Origin of the sequence: Rhizobium sp. RSm-3 (assembly GCF_001854685.1) — a bacterium.
Classification (GTDB): domain Bacteria; phylum Pseudomonadota; class Alphaproteobacteria; order Rhizobiales; family Rhizobiaceae; genus Rhizobium; species Rhizobium ecuadorense.
The window spans coordinates 111,210-125,409 of the sequence record NZ_MAWZ01000004.1; the positions used below are offsets into that span (position 1 = coordinate 111,210).

Annotated in this window: 15 protein-coding genes and 1 tRNA gene; 7 read left to right on the top strand and 9 right to left on the bottom strand. The window is 60.2% G+C overall.

The genetic code is table 11. The annotated features are described in order from the left end of the window. Positions 1–75: 75 nt before the first annotated feature. Complete coding sequence (locus BBJ66_RS07940) at positions 76–393, bottom strand: hypothetical protein (RefSeq protein ID WP_049734251.1); 318 nt, start codon at positions 391–393, stop codon at positions 76–78. Between the two features lie 117 nt (positions 394–510). On the opposite strand from BBJ66_RS07940, the gene BBJ66_RS07945 reads away from it, so the two are divergent. Continuing rightward, positions 511–585 (top strand) — tRNA-Asn (locus tag BBJ66_RS07945). 321 nt (positions 586–906) lie between these two features. Here BBJ66_RS07945 and BBJ66_RS32920 read toward each other — a convergent pair. Beyond that, positions 907–1,221, bottom strand: coding sequence for a hypothetical protein (locus tag BBJ66_RS32920; protein ID WP_083335531.1), 315 nt, complete (start codon positions 1,219–1,221; stop codon positions 907–909). Positions 1,222–1,474: 253 nt separating this feature from the next. Here BBJ66_RS32920 and BBJ66_RS07950 point away from each other — a divergent pair, with 253 nt between their 5' ends. Beyond that, positions 1,475–1,720, top strand: a complete 246-nt coding sequence (locus BBJ66_RS07950) for a hypothetical protein (RefSeq protein ID WP_071086115.1) — start codon at positions 1,475–1,477, stop codon at positions 1,718–1,720. 443 nt (positions 1,721–2,163) lie between these two features. Here the strand turns inward: BBJ66_RS07950 and BBJ66_RS35220 are convergent, their stop codons facing one another. Then, positions 2,164–2,343 (bottom strand): hypothetical protein, encoded by a 180-nt coding sequence (locus BBJ66_RS35220; protein ID WP_082336857.1) that lies wholly within the window; start codon positions 2,341–2,343, stop codon positions 2,164–2,166. 359 nt (positions 2,344–2,702) lie between these two features. On the opposite strand from BBJ66_RS35220, the gene BBJ66_RS07955 reads away from it, so the two are divergent. From BBJ66_RS07955 to BBJ66_RS07965, 3 genes are all read left to right on the top strand, one after another. Then, on the top strand, positions 2,703–3,623 hold the full coding sequence (locus BBJ66_RS07955; protein WP_049734249.1) for a hypothetical protein: 921 nt from the start codon (positions 2,703–2,705) through the stop codon (positions 3,621–3,623). A gap of 193 nt (positions 3,624–3,816) precedes the next feature. Next, the gene (locus tag BBJ66_RS07960; RefSeq protein WP_071086117.1) at positions 3,817–5,931 is read left to right on the top strand and encodes a catalase; all 2,115 of its coding nucleotides are present in this window, start codon (positions 3,817–3,819) and stop codon (positions 5,929–5,931) included. Between the two features lie 132 nt (positions 5,932–6,063). Then, positions 6,064–6,423: a low affinity iron permease family protein gene (locus BBJ66_RS07965; protein WP_071086119.1), complete on the top strand. Its 360-nt coding sequence runs from the start codon at positions 6,064–6,066 to the stop codon at positions 6,421–6,423. An 8-nt stretch (positions 6,424–6,431) separates the two neighbouring features. Here the strand turns inward: BBJ66_RS07965 and BBJ66_RS07970 are convergent, their stop codons facing one another. Further along, complete coding sequence (locus tag BBJ66_RS07970; protein WP_049734313.1) at positions 6,432–6,839, bottom strand: low affinity iron permease family protein; 408 nt, start codon at positions 6,837–6,839, stop codon at positions 6,432–6,434. A gap of 209 nt (positions 6,840–7,048) precedes the next feature. Here BBJ66_RS07970 and BBJ66_RS07975 point away from each other — a divergent pair, with 209 nt between their 5' ends. Then, on the top strand, positions 7,049–8,140 hold the full coding sequence (locus tag BBJ66_RS07975) for an extracellular catalytic domain type 1 short-chain-length polyhydroxyalkanoate depolymerase (protein ID WP_071086233.1): 1,092 nt from the start codon (positions 7,049–7,051) through the stop codon (positions 8,138–8,140). 70 nt (positions 8,141–8,210) lie between these two features. Here BBJ66_RS07975 and BBJ66_RS07980 read toward each other — a convergent pair whose 3' ends face one another. After that, a complete protein-coding gene (locus tag BBJ66_RS07980; protein ID WP_049734246.1) occupies positions 8,211–8,510 on the bottom strand; it encodes a DUF6074 family protein in 300 nt (99 codons plus the stop codon). Between the two features lie 199 nt (positions 8,511–8,709). Here BBJ66_RS07980 and BBJ66_RS07985 point away from each other — a divergent pair, with 199 nt between their 5' ends. Next, positions 8,710–9,975, top strand: a complete 1,266-nt coding sequence (locus BBJ66_RS07985) for a glycerate kinase type-2 family protein (RefSeq protein WP_071086122.1) — start codon at positions 8,710–8,712, stop codon at positions 9,973–9,975. Positions 9,976–9,987: 12 nt separating this feature from the next. Here BBJ66_RS07985 and BBJ66_RS07990 read toward each other — a convergent pair whose 3' ends face one another. From BBJ66_RS07990 to BBJ66_RS08005, 4 genes are all read right to left on the bottom strand, one after another. Next, a complete protein-coding gene (locus BBJ66_RS07990) occupies positions 9,988–10,941 on the bottom strand; it encodes an NAD-dependent epimerase/dehydratase family protein (RefSeq protein WP_071086125.1) in 954 nt (317 codons plus the stop codon). 97 nt (positions 10,942–11,038) lie between these two features. After that, entirely contained in the window at positions 11,039–11,995 is a 957-nt protein-coding gene (locus BBJ66_RS07995) for a lytic transglycosylase domain-containing protein (RefSeq protein ID WP_071086127.1), read from the bottom strand. Positions 11,996–12,249: 254 nt separating this feature from the next. Continuing rightward, on the bottom strand, positions 12,250–12,909 hold the full coding sequence (locus BBJ66_RS08000) for a peroxiredoxin (protein WP_049734242.1): 660 nt from the start codon (positions 12,907–12,909) through the stop codon (positions 12,250–12,252). A gap of 289 nt (positions 12,910–13,198) precedes the next feature. Then, positions 13,199–14,197, bottom strand: coding sequence for a TRAP transporter substrate-binding protein (locus BBJ66_RS08005; RefSeq protein WP_071086128.1), 999 nt, complete (start codon positions 14,195–14,197; stop codon positions 13,199–13,201). Between the last annotated feature and the right edge of the window lie 3 nt (positions 14,198–14,200).

The following is a 14,200-nucleotide window of genomic DNA, read 5'->3' on the forward strand; positions in this document are numbered from 1 at the left end:
TTTTCGTATTTTACCATCCATAGGCCACGGAGGCGAAAATCTATTCGCTGTTCCGCGACCGCTCCCCGGATGCTCTCAGCCAGCCGGTTTGCCCCGCCTGTGCCACCAGACCGCCAGCCGTCGGCGAAGCCGGCGCGCGACAGGCAGATCGTGCGAGAGCACAAGGAAGCCCAGCGGCAGCATCCAGAAGCCGAGGATCGGCAGGAAGCCCAGGAACCCGCAAAGAATGAGGGCGACGCCGATCGCCATCCGGGCGATGCGGGAGCGCGGCATGCCGATGCTGAAGGAGCCGAGCATAAGCCTGCCGCTTGCATGATCGATGCCGAAGCGCCTTGCCCGCTTCCCGGGCTTTTCGCCGCCCCTCGTCTCTTCGCGCTCATTCCGGTTCGTCATTCCCCAGAGATGGGCACAGACGACCCAAATACAAGTTCATTTCATTTTTTTGAAAAAACCGCTTGGCAAATCGGGCAAGCATTTGTATTAGCCCACTCACACCGCGCCAAGCAGTGATCCCTGGTAGCTCAGCGGTAGAGCATTCGACTGTTAATCGACAGGTCGCCGGTTCGAATCCGGCCCGGGGAGCCATTTTCAAGAAATTGCCTGTTTCGTTGATGAATCCGAAAACAGGCGTTTCCTTCTCACTTTTAGCCCTAAATCAGCATCCCCCTAATCCTTGCGAAAATTCACAAGACGCATAAATTCAATCGATCGAACAGCTTTTGCTGGTGACCACGGATGTACTGGCACCGTGCTGATGCAATCAAAGAGGTCGGGGCGAGCATTCGCCCCGGCCTTTTTCTTTGTTCAGACGCCGGAAACAAAACGCCCGGCGAGTTGGTAGCTCGACTGGCTGCTGTGGTGGTGTGAGGTCAGGTTGGCGGCTTCAAGGGGCCGGAGCACTGCCGACTAAAAATCGAAATACACGGTCACACCTGATCGACGACGATAGGGGTAATCGTCGCGATAGCCGTAATAATCACGATAGCCGTAGTGCCGAGGACGGTAGCACGAGCCGTAGTACCGGCAGTCGCGGTAAGCGTACCGGCTTTTCTTCCAGTGGCCATACGCATGTCCATTACCGTGGCGACGGTGTTTGACCTGCTCGACGTCGGCGGTGTGCATTGCTACCGGTTTCGGCACGGTGATCGGCGTGGCGTTTAGCGGCAGGGCGAAACATGCAGCCAGGACTGTGGCTGCGACTGCGGGAAAAAGCTTTTTCATCGGCGCATCCTTTCAGGCCCCGAGTCTGGGTTAATACGCATTAACCTGTCATGAACGGCTCTCCTCTGTGGAAATTTCCAGAAAGACACCAGCCGCCGCGCCCCAGTGTCGGAAGGGATGGTGATCGCGCCGGCCATCGGTGTTGGAGGAGCGGAGGTCACGTCAATGTGGCGCGGATTGCGCGACTCGAAAACAGCGGCGGCGCGTCACCTGCGGTAGCCAAAGAACCACCAAAGGTGTAGAGCCCATCGGCATGGCCCTAGACCCGCTCAAAGCACTCTCCGACTATTGCGAAGCCGATTGCACCGTGCAGTTCTGGATCGCCGGCGCGCCCGCAGTTGAATTCAAATCTCTACAGGCCGCCGTGAGTTACGCTAGAAATAATGGCGGCCGATGGCAGGAGATCGAAATCACCGTGCATTTGCCCCGAGAGGATATCGTCTACGCAACCGACAAAGTGCACCAGTTGATCGATGCCTTGCGTCCTCGGGGCAAGTGACATTGTTGGATTAGACCCAAAGATCTAGCTCGCAAAGAACAGTGTCACCGCGGTGGTGTGCGCCTTCGGGGGCGTCGGTCTTTATCGACGGTGATTGCTCCGGGGCTGGTCGTCCTGGCAGTGGTCTTCAACGAAAAGCAACAAGCGACGAACCGGCCATCTTTGCGTTGCCGATTCGATGGTATAGAGACTGCGGCAGGACGCGACTGCCATTAACTTAAGAATGGGGTCGGGCGGCAGATTGACGTCACGTCGCTGCCACGAGATCACGTGGCCGTTCTCTCTCGATCATTGACGACGGCGCGATGAGCATTGCGCGCGGTGCTCTTGTCGGGGCTACCATCAAACGGAAATGACGCCTGAAGCCGATCGATCCTGCCGGCCAGACATTGCGCGTTCGCCAAAAGCCGACCTGATGCCTCCGGCAGGCAGAGCCAACCACCCTAATAGCTGCACGAACGACCGTCGCCGGGTCGGAAGCCGTCGGCGCAGGCCGGGTTCATGGAATCTCCCGGCTGATATCCCGATGCGTTGCCATATGAATTTGGTGGCGTCGCGCAAGCGGAAATCATGGCGGCAAGGCTGATGGCGCCGGCTGCTGCAAATGCCCGAAATCTGTTCATCGATGCTTCTCCCGTCTACGCCGTGATGCAGCCATGAGTGCCTCCCCTTGGGATCCACGCGAGTATTTCCCCAGAACGCACTCTCAGACCACCTTGAGTTTAAAGATATAGGCGCGCGCCTCGGCTGGCGTTAGCGCGAGCGCCCAGATTTCGTCGATCTTCATCATCCGCGTCTGAAGATCGTCGACGATCACGCCGGCCGGGAACAAACGCCGTGGTTAAAAGTTGAGTGGCACCAACCACGTAACGTCGGCTTTGACAGGAGGTCTCTCATGGGTCGCGGTATTCTACTTTGGCTGCTCGGTGTTCCACTGCCTATCATCATTCTTCTGGCTCTGTTTATGCGATAGGAACAGATCATGTCGGTTTCAATGACAGGTTCCGGAGAGGTTGCCACTCCGGTCGAATCCTCCAAATCGGCTATGACATGGGGGCCTATCTTCGGGGGCGCCGCCGCGGCGATAGGTGTCACCCTCATCCTTCTGCTTCTCGGATCCGGGCTCGGGCTGACGATGGTGTCGCCCTGGTCGGGGCAAAGCAGTTCGCTCGGGACACTCGGCGTGACGGCGGCGATCTGGCTTGTTCTCGTGCAGTGGCTCTCTTCGGCGCTCGGCGGCTATATTACCGGCCGGCTGCGGACGAAATGGGCTGCCGTCCACACGGATGAAGTTTTCTTCCGTGACACCGCGCATGGCTTCTTGAGCTGGGCTCTGGCGACGGTCTTCGTCGCCGGGTTTCTAGCATCGTCGCTGACTTCGCTGGCCGGCACGGGTGCACAAGCAGTGGGATCGGCCGCACAGGCCGTGGGAGCGACCGCCACTGCCGCCGGTACGGCAGCAGCATCGTCGGCAACCTCGCCGGTGGATCTTTCCACGTCCTATTTCACCGATGCGTTGCTGCGCCCCGATCAGGCTCGCGCCGCAGCGACATCGAATGATGCCGCGGCAACATCCGAAGTATCGCGCATCCTCCTCAACGGCGCCGCCGTGGGGCAGATTCCCGATGACGACAAGGCTTATCTCGCTACCATCGTCTCTTCGCGGACCGGCCTTTCCGAAGCCGACGCACACACCCGCGTCGATACGGTGCTGAAGCGGATCGACGATGCCAAGGTCGCTGCCCAGAAGGCCGCCGATGAGGCACGCAAGACGGCTTCCACCACGGCCCTGCTCGGCTCGCTGTCGCTTCTGGTCGGGGCTTTCATCGCCTCGGCCGCCGCAGCGTTCGGCGGATCGCAACGCGACGAAGAGGAAGATCTCCTCGTCAGGCCTCGTGTCTAAGATTGATTGAAACCGGGGTGCGGGGTTGAAAGGCCCCGCACCCTATTTTTGTCTGCAGTCCGGCTTTGGTGTCGTTGGATCATCTGCTGCCGTCAGGCGGCCCCTTTCCTCAGTGGCGGTTTATTTCTCATCAAACGGAACATGTGGCCATTTTTGAGCTTCGGCTAGGTCACACCCTTTCCGGAGAAAATAGATGGCCAAGAAGACGAAGACCTCGCCCTCGGACAATGCGACGATTCATGATCAGAAACTGCACCGGGGTGCAGGCGGTGAGCTTCATCAGTTTGCCGAAGACGGCATGCCGGTGTTGACCACGGCGCAAGGCGGCCCCGTTTCCGACGACCAGAATACGCTTCGTCTCGGCGCCCGCGGTCCCGCCCTCATCGAGGATTTCCATTTTCGCGAGAAGATCTTTCATTTCGACCACGAGCGCATCCCCGAGCGGGTCGTGCATGCCCGCGGTTACGGCGCCCATGGCTATTTCGAAACATATGAATCGCTGGCCGCCTATACCCGGGCCGATGTTTTCCAGCGGCCCGGCGAAAAGACGCCGGCCTTCGTCCGGTTTTCGACAGTCGCCGGCAGCAAGGGTTCCTTCGATCTGGCGCGCGACGTGCGCGGTTTCGCGGTCAAGCTCTACACGCAGCAGGGTAATTGGGATCTGGTCGGCAATAACATCCCGGTCTTCTTCATTCAGGACGCGATCAAATTTCCCGACATCATCCATGCCGTCAAGCCGGAACCCGACAGGCAATTTCCGCAGGCGCAGTCGGCGCATGACAATTTCTGGGACTTCATCTCCCTCACCCCGGAAAGCATGCACATGATCATGTGGGTCATGTCGGATCGCGCCATCCCGCGCTCCTTCCGTTTCATGGAGGGGTTTGGCGTTCACACCTTCCGCTTCGTCAACGCCGCCGATGAATCGACCTTCGTCAAATTCCACTGGAAACCGAAACTCGGCCTGCAATCCGTCGCCTGGAACGAGGCATTCAAGATCAACGGTGCGGATCCGGATTTCCACCGCCGTGACCTCTGGCAGTCGATCCAGTCAGGAAACTTCCCGGAATGGGAACTCTGTGTCCAGCTTTTCGATCAGGACTTCGCCGATAGCTTCGATTTCGACATCCTCGATCCGACAAAAATCATTCCCGAGGAGATCCTGCCGGTCAAACCGGTCGGCCGGCTCGTGCTCGACCGAATGCCCGAAAACTTTTTCGCCGAGACCGAGCAGGTCGCCTTCATGACGCAGAACGTTCCGCCCGGCATCGACTTCAGCAACGACCCGCTCCTGCAGGGACGGAACTTCTCCTATCTCGACACCCAGCTGAAACGTCTGGGCGGCCCGAATTTCACCCATCTGCCGATCAACGCTCCGAAATGTCCCTTCCACAATTTCCAGCAGGATGGCCACATGGCGATGCGCAATCCTGTCGGTCGGGTCAACTACCAGCCGAACTCCTGGAATCAGGGACCGCGGGAATCGCCGGTTCAGGGCTATCGCCACTTCCCGGCCGAGGAGCAGGGTGCCGAGGTCCGATTGCGGCCGGAAAGCTTTGCCGATCATTACAGCCAGGTCAGGCAGTTCTTCATCAGCCAGACCCCGCCGGAGCAACGTCATATCGCGGCAGCGCTGATCTTCGAGTTGAGCAAGGTCGAAACGCCGGTCATTCGCGAGCGCATGGTCTCCCATCTCATGAATATCGATGAGACGCTGGCCAGCAAGGTCGGCCACGCACTCGGCTTCAAATCGATGCCGAAGCCCGCCGATGCCGCCATGCCGACACGCCAGGATCTCGAGCCGTCGCCGGCGCTCAGCATCATCGAGCGCGGCCCCAAGCGGTTCGAGGGACGCAAGCTCGGTATTCTTGTTACCGATGGCACCGATGCCGCCATCTTCAGGGCGCTGCTTGCCGAAATCACCGAGCAGAAGGCAACATTCGAAGTGATCGCGCCAAAGATTGGCGGCGTCACGCTCTCGGACGGCAATTGGATTGAGGCGCACCAGATGATCGACGGCGGACCTTCGGTGCTCTACGACGCCGTCGCGCTGCTGCCCTCGTCGGCGGGAAGCAGCGATCTGCTGAAGGAGGCAACGGCGCATGATTTCGTGTCGGATGCCTTCGTGCACTGCAAGTTCATCGGCTATGTGGAAACAGCGCTGCCGCTGATGCAGAAGGCCGGCATTGCCGATTCACTGGATGAGGGTGTGATTGCGCTCGGAGCGGCCGGTGATGTCGCGGCCTTTATCAAGGCGCTCGGTCAACTGCGTATCTGGGGGCGGGAGCCGTCGGTCAAACTGAATTGACCGCCTTGTCGTCATCTAAAACCCGCGGAAACGCGGGTTTTATGCTGTTCGCAGCGCGCATTTATTGAGCCGGGGTGATGGAAACGGCTTCGAGCTGCTCCATCTTCCATGTTGTGCGCTGTGGAGAGCCGTATGCGCTGGCGTTTTCGACAGATCTCCGACTTTGCCGTCTTGTGGGCAGGACATCGCGCGGTCCTTGTGACGCTGATCATATTCGCAGTCCTGTGGGCGGCAGCCGGTCTGCACTTTTCCTTCCCACGGCAATGGTTTCTGCTAACCAACATGGTCGGTACGCTCATCATATTTTTCATTTTGCTGCTGGTGCAGCACTCCCAAAATCGGGACATGAGGGCGCTGCAAACCAAGCTCGACGAACTAATCCGATCGAGCAAGGCAAGAAACCACTGGATTGCTGCTGAAAAGAAAGATGCCGATGCCATCGAGGAAATGCGTCGGCAACACCACGACCAGATCTCAGAAACGATGAACTGAAGCGCGCATCAGGTGGACGCTGCCTCTGCGGCAGATTTCTCATCCGCTTTTTCCTCGACGCATTCTGCCTGCGCGGCAAGCGTCTTGCTCATTTCCCTGAGTTCACCCTCCTCCAGCTTTTCGATACCGACGAACTTGTTGGCAGCCTGGCTGGTCAGGATGAGCTCGTCGAGCTTGGCCTGCACCGCCTTGCCGTCGCGGTTCTGGCTGTTCTGGAGCACAAACACCATCAGGAAGGTGATGATGGTCGTGGTCGTATTGATCACAAGCTGCCAGGTTTCAGAATAGCCGAAAAAGGGGCCGGATATCGCCCAGGCAAGCACGAGCGTCAAAGCCGCGACAAAGGTGAACGGCTTTCCCGACAAATCGGCGACGACGGTTGCGAAGGAAGAGAAGAAGTTGGGTTTGTTCGACATCAAAAAAGCCTCGCTGGATCGCAGCATCCATGCTGACAATCGACAACATCAACGCCATTTCCGGGCCGAAGTTCCTCGCACCGGCGAGTTGCCCGCGCGCCGGCAAACCCGGCCACTCAGAAAATATGGTGCAGCGCAGCAACTTTCCGCCGACTGACGCGTTTAGTCAGGCATCACCGCCATCCCGGCAGCTGATGGTGGAGACTTTCATGAGATCTATGTCAGACACTATCGCACGCCTTGCTGCGCTGCGAGGAACGATTCGCCCCCGCCCCGCGCAGGAAAATCCCGATCTGGTCGCCTTGGGCGCATTTGGCGCAAACCCGGGTGCTTTGGGAGGCTACACATACCTGCCGTCGAAATGCTCAAAAAACATGGCCCTGGTCGTCGTCCTGCACGGCTGCACCCAGACTGCATCAGGCTATGATATCGGGTCGGGGTGGTCGCGATTGGCAGAGGATTATGGTTTCGCGCTGCTGTTTCCCGAGCAACGAAGGTCAAACAATCCCAACCTTTGCTTCAACTGGTTTAACCCGGAGGACATAAGACGGGATCACGGCGAGGTCTTTTCCATTCGCCAGATGATCGCAAAGGTCATTGCGGAATACGGTATCGACAGCAGGCGCGTGTTCGTCACCGGGCTTTCGGCCGGCGGCGCCATGACTGCGGCCATGCTCGCCACCTATCCGGAGGTGTTTGCCGGCGGCGCGATCATTGCCGGCCTGCCCTATGCCAGTGCCGCGACCGTTCCCGAGGCGTTCGACCGGATGCGCGGTCACGGCGGGCCAAGCGCCAAAGAACTGGAACAGCGGTTGAGAAAAGCTTCAGGCCACAAAGGCCCGTGGCCGACAGTGTCGCTCTGGCAGGGAAGCGCCGACAGAACCGTCGCACCATCCAATGCGAATGCAATCGTGGAGCAATGGAAAAATGTCCACGGCGTCGACACCTCGCCAGCGCGCGTGGAAAATATCGGACGACATCAGCGAAGGGTCTGGACCGATGCTCATGGGGTCGAGGTGATCGAACTCCATACGATTGCCGGGATGGATCACGGCACGCCGCTCGATGTCATCTCCGGCTACGGGGCAAGCGGCCCCTTCATGCTTGACGTCGGAATTTCCTCGACCGTCGAAATTGCCAGATCCTGGGGTCTGGTTCCCTCGTTCGAAAAGCGGCGCAATGCAGAACCCTCCGCTACGCAACCGGAAAACGTCGCAGGTTCATTTGCAACGGGCCGCGACCGCGGCGGCATTCAGAAGGTCATTGAAGACGCCCTTCGGTCTGCCGGGCTGCTGCGGTAAAGCGATAGAACGGGAGCAGCCTGGCTGCTATGCCATTATGCCGGGGACCGTCCGCATCCAGGGAAATACGCTATCGGTTTTGGGACTTGGGCACTGGCCCGTTTTGATGGCTGAGGACGAGTTCGATCTGGACATCCTGCTGAAACTGCAGCACGCGCTCGCCGACGTCACTCTCCGGCATCCCCGCTGCCAGAAGCTGATCGGCAAGCCTGCGGCATTCGGCCCTCCAGAATGCGATCGCATCCGCGCCGTGTCGCCGGCCGAGTTCACGGGCGCAGCGCTCGATATTGGCAGTTCCGGTTCCGGAGGGAAAAGCAATCACCACGCCTTCACTCGGGGCGGCGGGGCGGCAGGTCATTTCAGTAGCCATCGAACACAGGTTCCTTTGATCCTGTTCGTTGTCTACGGGACTATGGTTAATGCTTTCTATCGTTCTATCCGTTCCTTTCGAGGATTCAGAATTTGCAGTCCAAGGCCGCCAAATTGCCTCGTCTTCGACCTTGACGCCGGCACGCCCATGCGCAGACAGTCCGCATCATGATCGACACTCCAGGCAGCAGAGACCACCGATGACGATAAGCGCTCCCCGCGATTTCCTGAAAGGCCTGTTCGACGCGGCGGTACGCGCCGCCGATCCGCTGACCGGCATCAAGGCGAACCTGCCCGACAGGCCGAAGGGAAAGACCGTGGTGATCGGTGCCGGCAAGGGGGCTGCGCAGATGGCGCGGGCACTCGAAAGCATCTGGGACGGACCGCTTACGGGTCTGGTGGTCACACGCTACGGCTATGGCTGCGAGACACGCGACATCGAGATCATCGAGGCTGCTCATCCCGTTCCCGATGCGGCAGGACTTGCCGCGGCAAGACGGCTGATGGAGACGGTGAAGGGACTGACGGAAGACGATCTGGTGATCGCGCTGATCTGCGGCGGCGGCTCAGCGTTGCTGCCTGCTCCGCCGGAGGGGCTGACCCTCGAAGACGAGATTGCACTCAATGAAATGCTGCTTGCCTCGGGCGCACCGATCTCGGCGATGAACGTCGTGCGCAAGCATCTCTCGACCATCAAAGGCGGGAGACTTGCGGCGGCCACCAGAGCAAGGGTCGTGAGCCTGATCGTTTCCGACATTCCCGGCGACAACCCGGCCCATGTCGCCTCCGGGCCGACGGTGCCTGATGGTTCGACGCGACACGATGCGCTTGACATCGTCAAGCAATATGGATTGCAGCTGCCGCAGGCAGCCTTTGACCATCTAAATTCGCCGAAGGCCGATGCGCCGCGGCCGGACGATCCGGCCTTCTTACGCCACGAACATCACATCATCGCCTCTGCCGGCGTATCGCTGGAGGCAGCGGCCACCCTGGCGAAGTCGCAGGGGATCGAGCCCGCCATCCTTTCGGATGCGATCGAGGGAGAATCGCGCGACGTAGCGCAGGTGCATGCGGCAATCGCCCGCGAGGTGCTCGGCCGGAACAGGCCGTTTTCGAAACCGGTCGTCATCCTTTCCGGCGGCGAGACGACGGTGACGCTCCGAGCCAAGGGCGGCAAGGGCGGGCGCAACGGCGAATTCGCGCTCGCCATGGCGCTTGCGGTCGACGGGGCAGAGGGCATTCATCTCCTGGCCGCCGACACGGACGGGATTGACGGCTCCGAAGACAATGCCGGCGCCTTTGCCGATGGCGGCACAGTCAAGCGCCTGCGCGCCGCCGGGCTCGATCCGCGTCGGCTGCTCGACTGTAATGACAGCTATTCGGGCTTTGCCGCCGTCGGCGACCTCTTCGAAACCGGCCCGACCGGCACCAACGTCAATGATTTCAGGGCTATCCTGATCCGTTAGCAGCCAGGCGGATCAAGTCTCGATCCGCCCCTGCCCGACCAGCCAGCCCACAGCCTCCTGCACCGCCTGCAGGGATGTATATCTCGGGGAGTAATCGAGCAGGCGCCGGGCTTTGGCGATCGAGCAATTCGGGCTGCGGGCGATATGCTCCCATGTCGCCTCGGCGTCTTCGGCCGCCTGGCTCTCGGCCCAGGCGTCGAATGGGGCGAAGCTGAGTTTCGGCTCTCGCCCGAACCAGCGCGACATGGCTTCGGCATATCCGCGAAGCGTCAGCGCCTGCGCCGAAACCGCGTGGAAACTTTCGCCGGTCGACGCATTCCAGTTGGCGATCGCATCCATGAACATCGCTGCCACGTCATCGGCATGGACGTGATGAACGGTCTCCAGGCCAAAATTGGGCAGCGCCAGGGCCTCGCCGCGAGCAAGGGTGGAAAAGACCTGCAGGTTGAAATTTCCGGCCGGATTGAGCGGTGCCCATCCGGGACCGACAATGTGGCCGGGATGGATGATGGTCGCCGGAAAGCCGCGAAGCCGTGCCTGCTGCTGCAGATAGGTTTCGACCGCCGCCTTCTGGATGCCGTAGTCACCGAAAGGAGACTTCGGCGCCTCTTCAAGTGTCGGCACGGCGCTGGCGTGGCCATGTGTCCAGATCGTGCCGGTATGCAGGAAATGACCGACATGCCCGGATAGTGCCGTCACCAGCTGCTCGGCACTCTCCAGCGTGAAGCAGATCATGTCGATGACGATGTCGGCTTTCAACTCCCGCACCGCCGGGCCGAATTCACCCTTCCGCTCCATCGCTGCCCGATCCATCTGGCGCTGGTCGACGGAGGCCCAGGCGCGGTTTTCCGTATAGGGTTTTGCCGCGCCGCGGCTGATGGTGACGACGTCGTGCCCCGCCTCCACCAAGCGGGGAACCAGATAGGTTCCGACATGGCCCGTCGCTCCGATGACCAAAACCCGCATTGTCGTTCCTCCCTTTGGCATAGTCCGCGCCGACTATGCTGCGCCGTGTCGCGATCCTGCAAGCGGAGTTTTCGCCGAGGATGGGAAAGCTACTCCGCTATCGATTCTTGAAAACCAGGCAGGTGCCGCCGTGCCTGCGGATCTGGTTGCAGACATCATTGGCTTCCAGGCGCGTCTGCCGGCCGATGCGGGCGGTATAACGCGGGCGAAAGCCGAAGCTGCGATCGCGCTGGCGCAGGATCAGCGGCTGCTCCGCATCCAGGGGTGAAGGCAGATCCCGCACGGCATCGAGAAACAGGCGCCGGGCCACCGCGACATCCGCGTTCGCGGCAAGCTGAACACCCCAGGGTGCCCAATCGCCCTCCTGACGCCAGGGCGTGTCCTTCAATATCCGGCGTTCGGCAAGCGCCACGCAGCCATCGACAAAGGGCTTGTCCTTGTCGAGCGGGGCTGCCGCATCTTCCGGCGGATTGTCCTTCCACTCCTCCACCGTATGGGCGGTGATCACCATGACGTAGCTGCGCGTCTCGTGAGGCAATCTCCCTGACGTAAGGTAAGAGGCAAGGCCGTTTTCGCCGGCATTATAGGCGGCGGCGGCAAGGCCGAGATTGCCGAAACGGTTGCGCAATTCATCGAGATACTGCGCCGATTTCCGCAGCGCCTCCAGCACCTGGTAGCTGTCTTCGAGGCCACGCAGTTTCGCCGTTCCCGGCATGAACTGCGCAATCCCCTGCGCGCCTTTGAAGCTGACGGCATCGGGGCGAAAGGTGCTTTCGCGCCAGATGAGACGGGCGAAATAGTCCGGCGGCAATTGATTGGCGCCGGCGAAATGCTCGATCGCGGCGCAAAGGTCGCGATTGAAACTATCCTTGCGGATGCAGAGCGTCTCACCCGAACCCGACGCCGAAGGCCCGGAATAGAGGCAGGCCGGCTCGGCAGCGCTTACTTCCGGCTGGGCCTTTCCGGTGGCTACGGCGGAAAATAGAAAGCAGAGCGAAAGCATGGCCTTCGCCGATCTCTTCCCCATGCCGGACTGACGCCTTCGCCCTATCATCGGATCTCAGCAGGTTCGACTTCCATCGCAACGCTGATGCTAAAGCGCGTCGCATCAAATTGGATTCATGCAACGCGCTTTAGCTCATTGTTTTGATGCATGCCGTTATCCCGGAACCGCATGCACACTTCCGGGCGACATGCATTAGATACCACCGATCAAGGCGCGAAGCTTCCCATTTCCGCAATGCCCGCACGAAAAAGCCGCCGGGCCAAGTGGCCGCGGCGGCTTCAGGAAAGCTTTGAAAACAGCAATCAGGCCGTCGGCTGCTTGGTCTTGCGGAGATAGGGCAGAACCGTATCGAAGGAGCCGAAACGCGTGATGGCGTCCTCGTTGGAGACCGCGGCGGTGATGATGACGTCCTCGCCCTGGTTCCAGTTCGCCGGTGTGGCCACCTGGTGCTTGGCCGTCAGCTGGATGGAATCAATGGCGCGCAGGATCTCGTTGAAATTCCGGCCCGTCGTCATCGGATAGGTGAGGATCAACTTGATCTTCTTGTCCGGGCCGATGATGAAAACCGAACGTACGGTGGCGTTATCGGCGGGCGTGCGGCCTTCCGAGCTCTCGCCGGCGCCGGCCGGCAGCATGTCGTAGAGCTTGGCGACCTTGAGGTCCTTGTCGCCGATCAGCGGATATTCGACGTCGAAGCCGGTGGCGGTCTTGATGTCGTTCTTCCACTTGGCATGGCTTTCCACGGGATCGACCGAGATGCCGATGATCTTGGCGCCACGCTTGGAAAAGTCTCCCGCCAGGCCGGCCATCGCGCCGAGCTCGGTCGTGCAGACAGGCGTGAAATTCTTCGGATGCGAGAACAGGACGGCCCAGCCATTGCCGATCCACTCATGGAAGCTGATCGGTCCCTGGGTGGTGTCGGCGGTAAAATCGGGGGCAATATCGTTGATACGTAAGCTCATGGTCGGCCCTCCAAAGCCTTGTGTTCAATGTTGTTTGTTTCAAATCGAGGCCATGGGATCCGTCCGCCGGAAGCGGTCGCGAGATTGCGGTCAATAGGATCGCACCGGCCGAAGGTAAAAACTTCCCATTCCATGATTTTAAGTAAGTCATATACCACGATCGCCGAAGGCATGCTCTTTCGATTTCAGGCCTGCGGCGGCATTATTTTTCCGATGCACCCGAACGATGACAGGGCCGATTTTTCAATCGACCCTGTCAGAAACATAAGGGGTCCACCCTGCTCCCACTTCAGGCCGCCTGAACGGCCTTGATCCTGTCGATGCCGCCGACAACAGGCGCGAAATCGGCCCAGACACCCTGGGCGCCCTTCTGCCATTCCTCGAAGGCTTCCGGCTTCAACAGCTTTCCGCCATGACCAAGCGCCGTCTCGACGGACTTCGCCTCGTCGTCGACGATCAGTTGATTGAAATAGGCCGCACCCTCGCTGGAGGCCTGCTGGAACACCGCCTTCTGTTCGTCGTTCAGGCCGGCCCAGAAGGTCGAGGAAAAATAGACGACGCCTGATGCCCAGATATGGCCGGTCTCGGTCATATCGGGCACGACCTCATAGAGCTTGAAGCCTGCGTAGGCCGATTTGGTCAGGTCCATCGCGTCGGCGACGCCGGTTGCCAGGGCATTGTAAGTCTCGGTGATCGGAATGCCGATCGGCGTGGTGCCGAATGCGCTCCAGAGCTTGGTGTGCAGCGGGCTCTGGATGACACGAATACGCTTGCCCTTGAGCTGCTCGGGCCGTGTCACCGGTTCCTTGGTCAGGAGATGACGGGCGCCGTAATTGATGAAATCGCCGACGACGAAATTCTGCGCCTGCAGCTTCTGCTTGAGATCGGCGCCGACATCGCCGCCGACGGTCCTGCGGACATGGTCGGCATCGCGGAAGAGGAAGGGCAGATCGAGGATCTGCAGTTCCGGCGCCCAGCCGGAAAGCGACGAGACCGTCGAGAGGCTCGCCTGGATCGAACCGAGACGCACGCCCTCGGCCACCTCCTTCTCGCCGCCGAGCGCACCGTTCCTGACGATATTGAACTTGAACTGGCCGGGAAGCTTGGCTTCGACCAGCTCGCCGATCTTCAGCCAGATCTTGGTTTCCGGCTTGTCGTCGCCGAGCAGCGAGGCGATCGTGATCGTCGTCGTGCGGGCGGCGGCCGTGCGGACGAAGGCAGGTGCTGCGAGCGCCGTTCCGGCGAGTGCTGCGGTTTTCAGGAAATTGCGGCGGTTGAGATTATCCATGGG

Bases quoted from the DNA above. Each gene is read 5' to 3' on its own strand.
- BBJ66_RS07950 (WP_071086115.1), top strand. From the start codon at position 1,475: ATGGCCCTAGACCCGCTCAAAGCACTCTCCGACTATTGCGAAGCCGAT.
- BBJ66_RS07975 (WP_071086233.1), top strand. From the start codon at position 7,049: ATGAGATCTATGTCAGACACTATCGCACGCCTTGCTGCGCTGCGAGGA.
- BBJ66_RS07985 (WP_071086122.1), top strand. From the start codon at position 8,710: ATGACGATAAGCGCTCCCCGCGATTTCCTGAAAGGCCTGTTCGACGCG.
- BBJ66_RS07970 (WP_049734313.1), bottom strand. From the start codon at position 6,839: ATGTCGAACAAACCCAACTTCTTCTCTTCCTTCGCAACCGTCGTCGCC.
- BBJ66_RS07990 (WP_071086125.1), bottom strand. From the start codon at position 10,941: ATGCGGGTTTTGGTCATCGGAGCGACGGGCCATGTCGGAACCTATCTG.
- BBJ66_RS08000 (WP_049734242.1), bottom strand. From the start codon at position 12,909: ATGAGCTTACGTATCAACGATATTGCCCCCGATTTTACCGCCGACACC.
- BBJ66_RS08005 (WP_071086128.1), bottom strand. From the start codon at position 14,197: ATGGATAATCTCAACCGCCGCAATTTCCTGAAAACCGCAGCACTCGCC.
- BBJ66_RS07965 (WP_071086119.1), top strand. From the start codon at position 6,064: ATGCGCTGGCGTTTTCGACAGATCTCCGACTTTGCCGTCTTGTGGGCA.
- BBJ66_RS07980 (WP_049734246.1), bottom strand. From the start codon at position 8,510: ATGGCTACTGAAATGACCTGCCGCCCCGCCGCCCCGAGTGAAGGCGTG.
- BBJ66_RS07940 (WP_049734251.1), bottom strand. From the start codon at position 393: ATGACGAACCGGAATGAGCGCGAAGAGACGAGGGGCGGCGAAAAGCCC.
- BBJ66_RS32920 (WP_083335531.1), bottom strand. From the start codon at position 1,221: ATGAAAAAGCTTTTTCCCGCAGTCGCAGCCACAGTCCTGGCTGCATGT.
- BBJ66_RS07995 (WP_071086127.1), bottom strand. From the start codon at position 11,995: ATGATAGGGCGAAGGCGTCAGTCCGGCATGGGGAAGAGATCGGCGAAG.
- BBJ66_RS07960 (WP_071086117.1), top strand. From the start codon at position 3,817: ATGGCCAAGAAGACGAAGACCTCGCCCTCGGACAATGCGACGATTCAT.
- BBJ66_RS07955 (WP_049734249.1), top strand. From the start codon at position 2,703: ATGTCGGTTTCAATGACAGGTTCCGGAGAGGTTGCCACTCCGGTCGAA.
- BBJ66_RS35220 (WP_082336857.1), bottom strand. From the start codon at position 2,343: ATGAACAGATTTCGGGCATTTGCAGCAGCCGGCGCCATCAGCCTTGCC.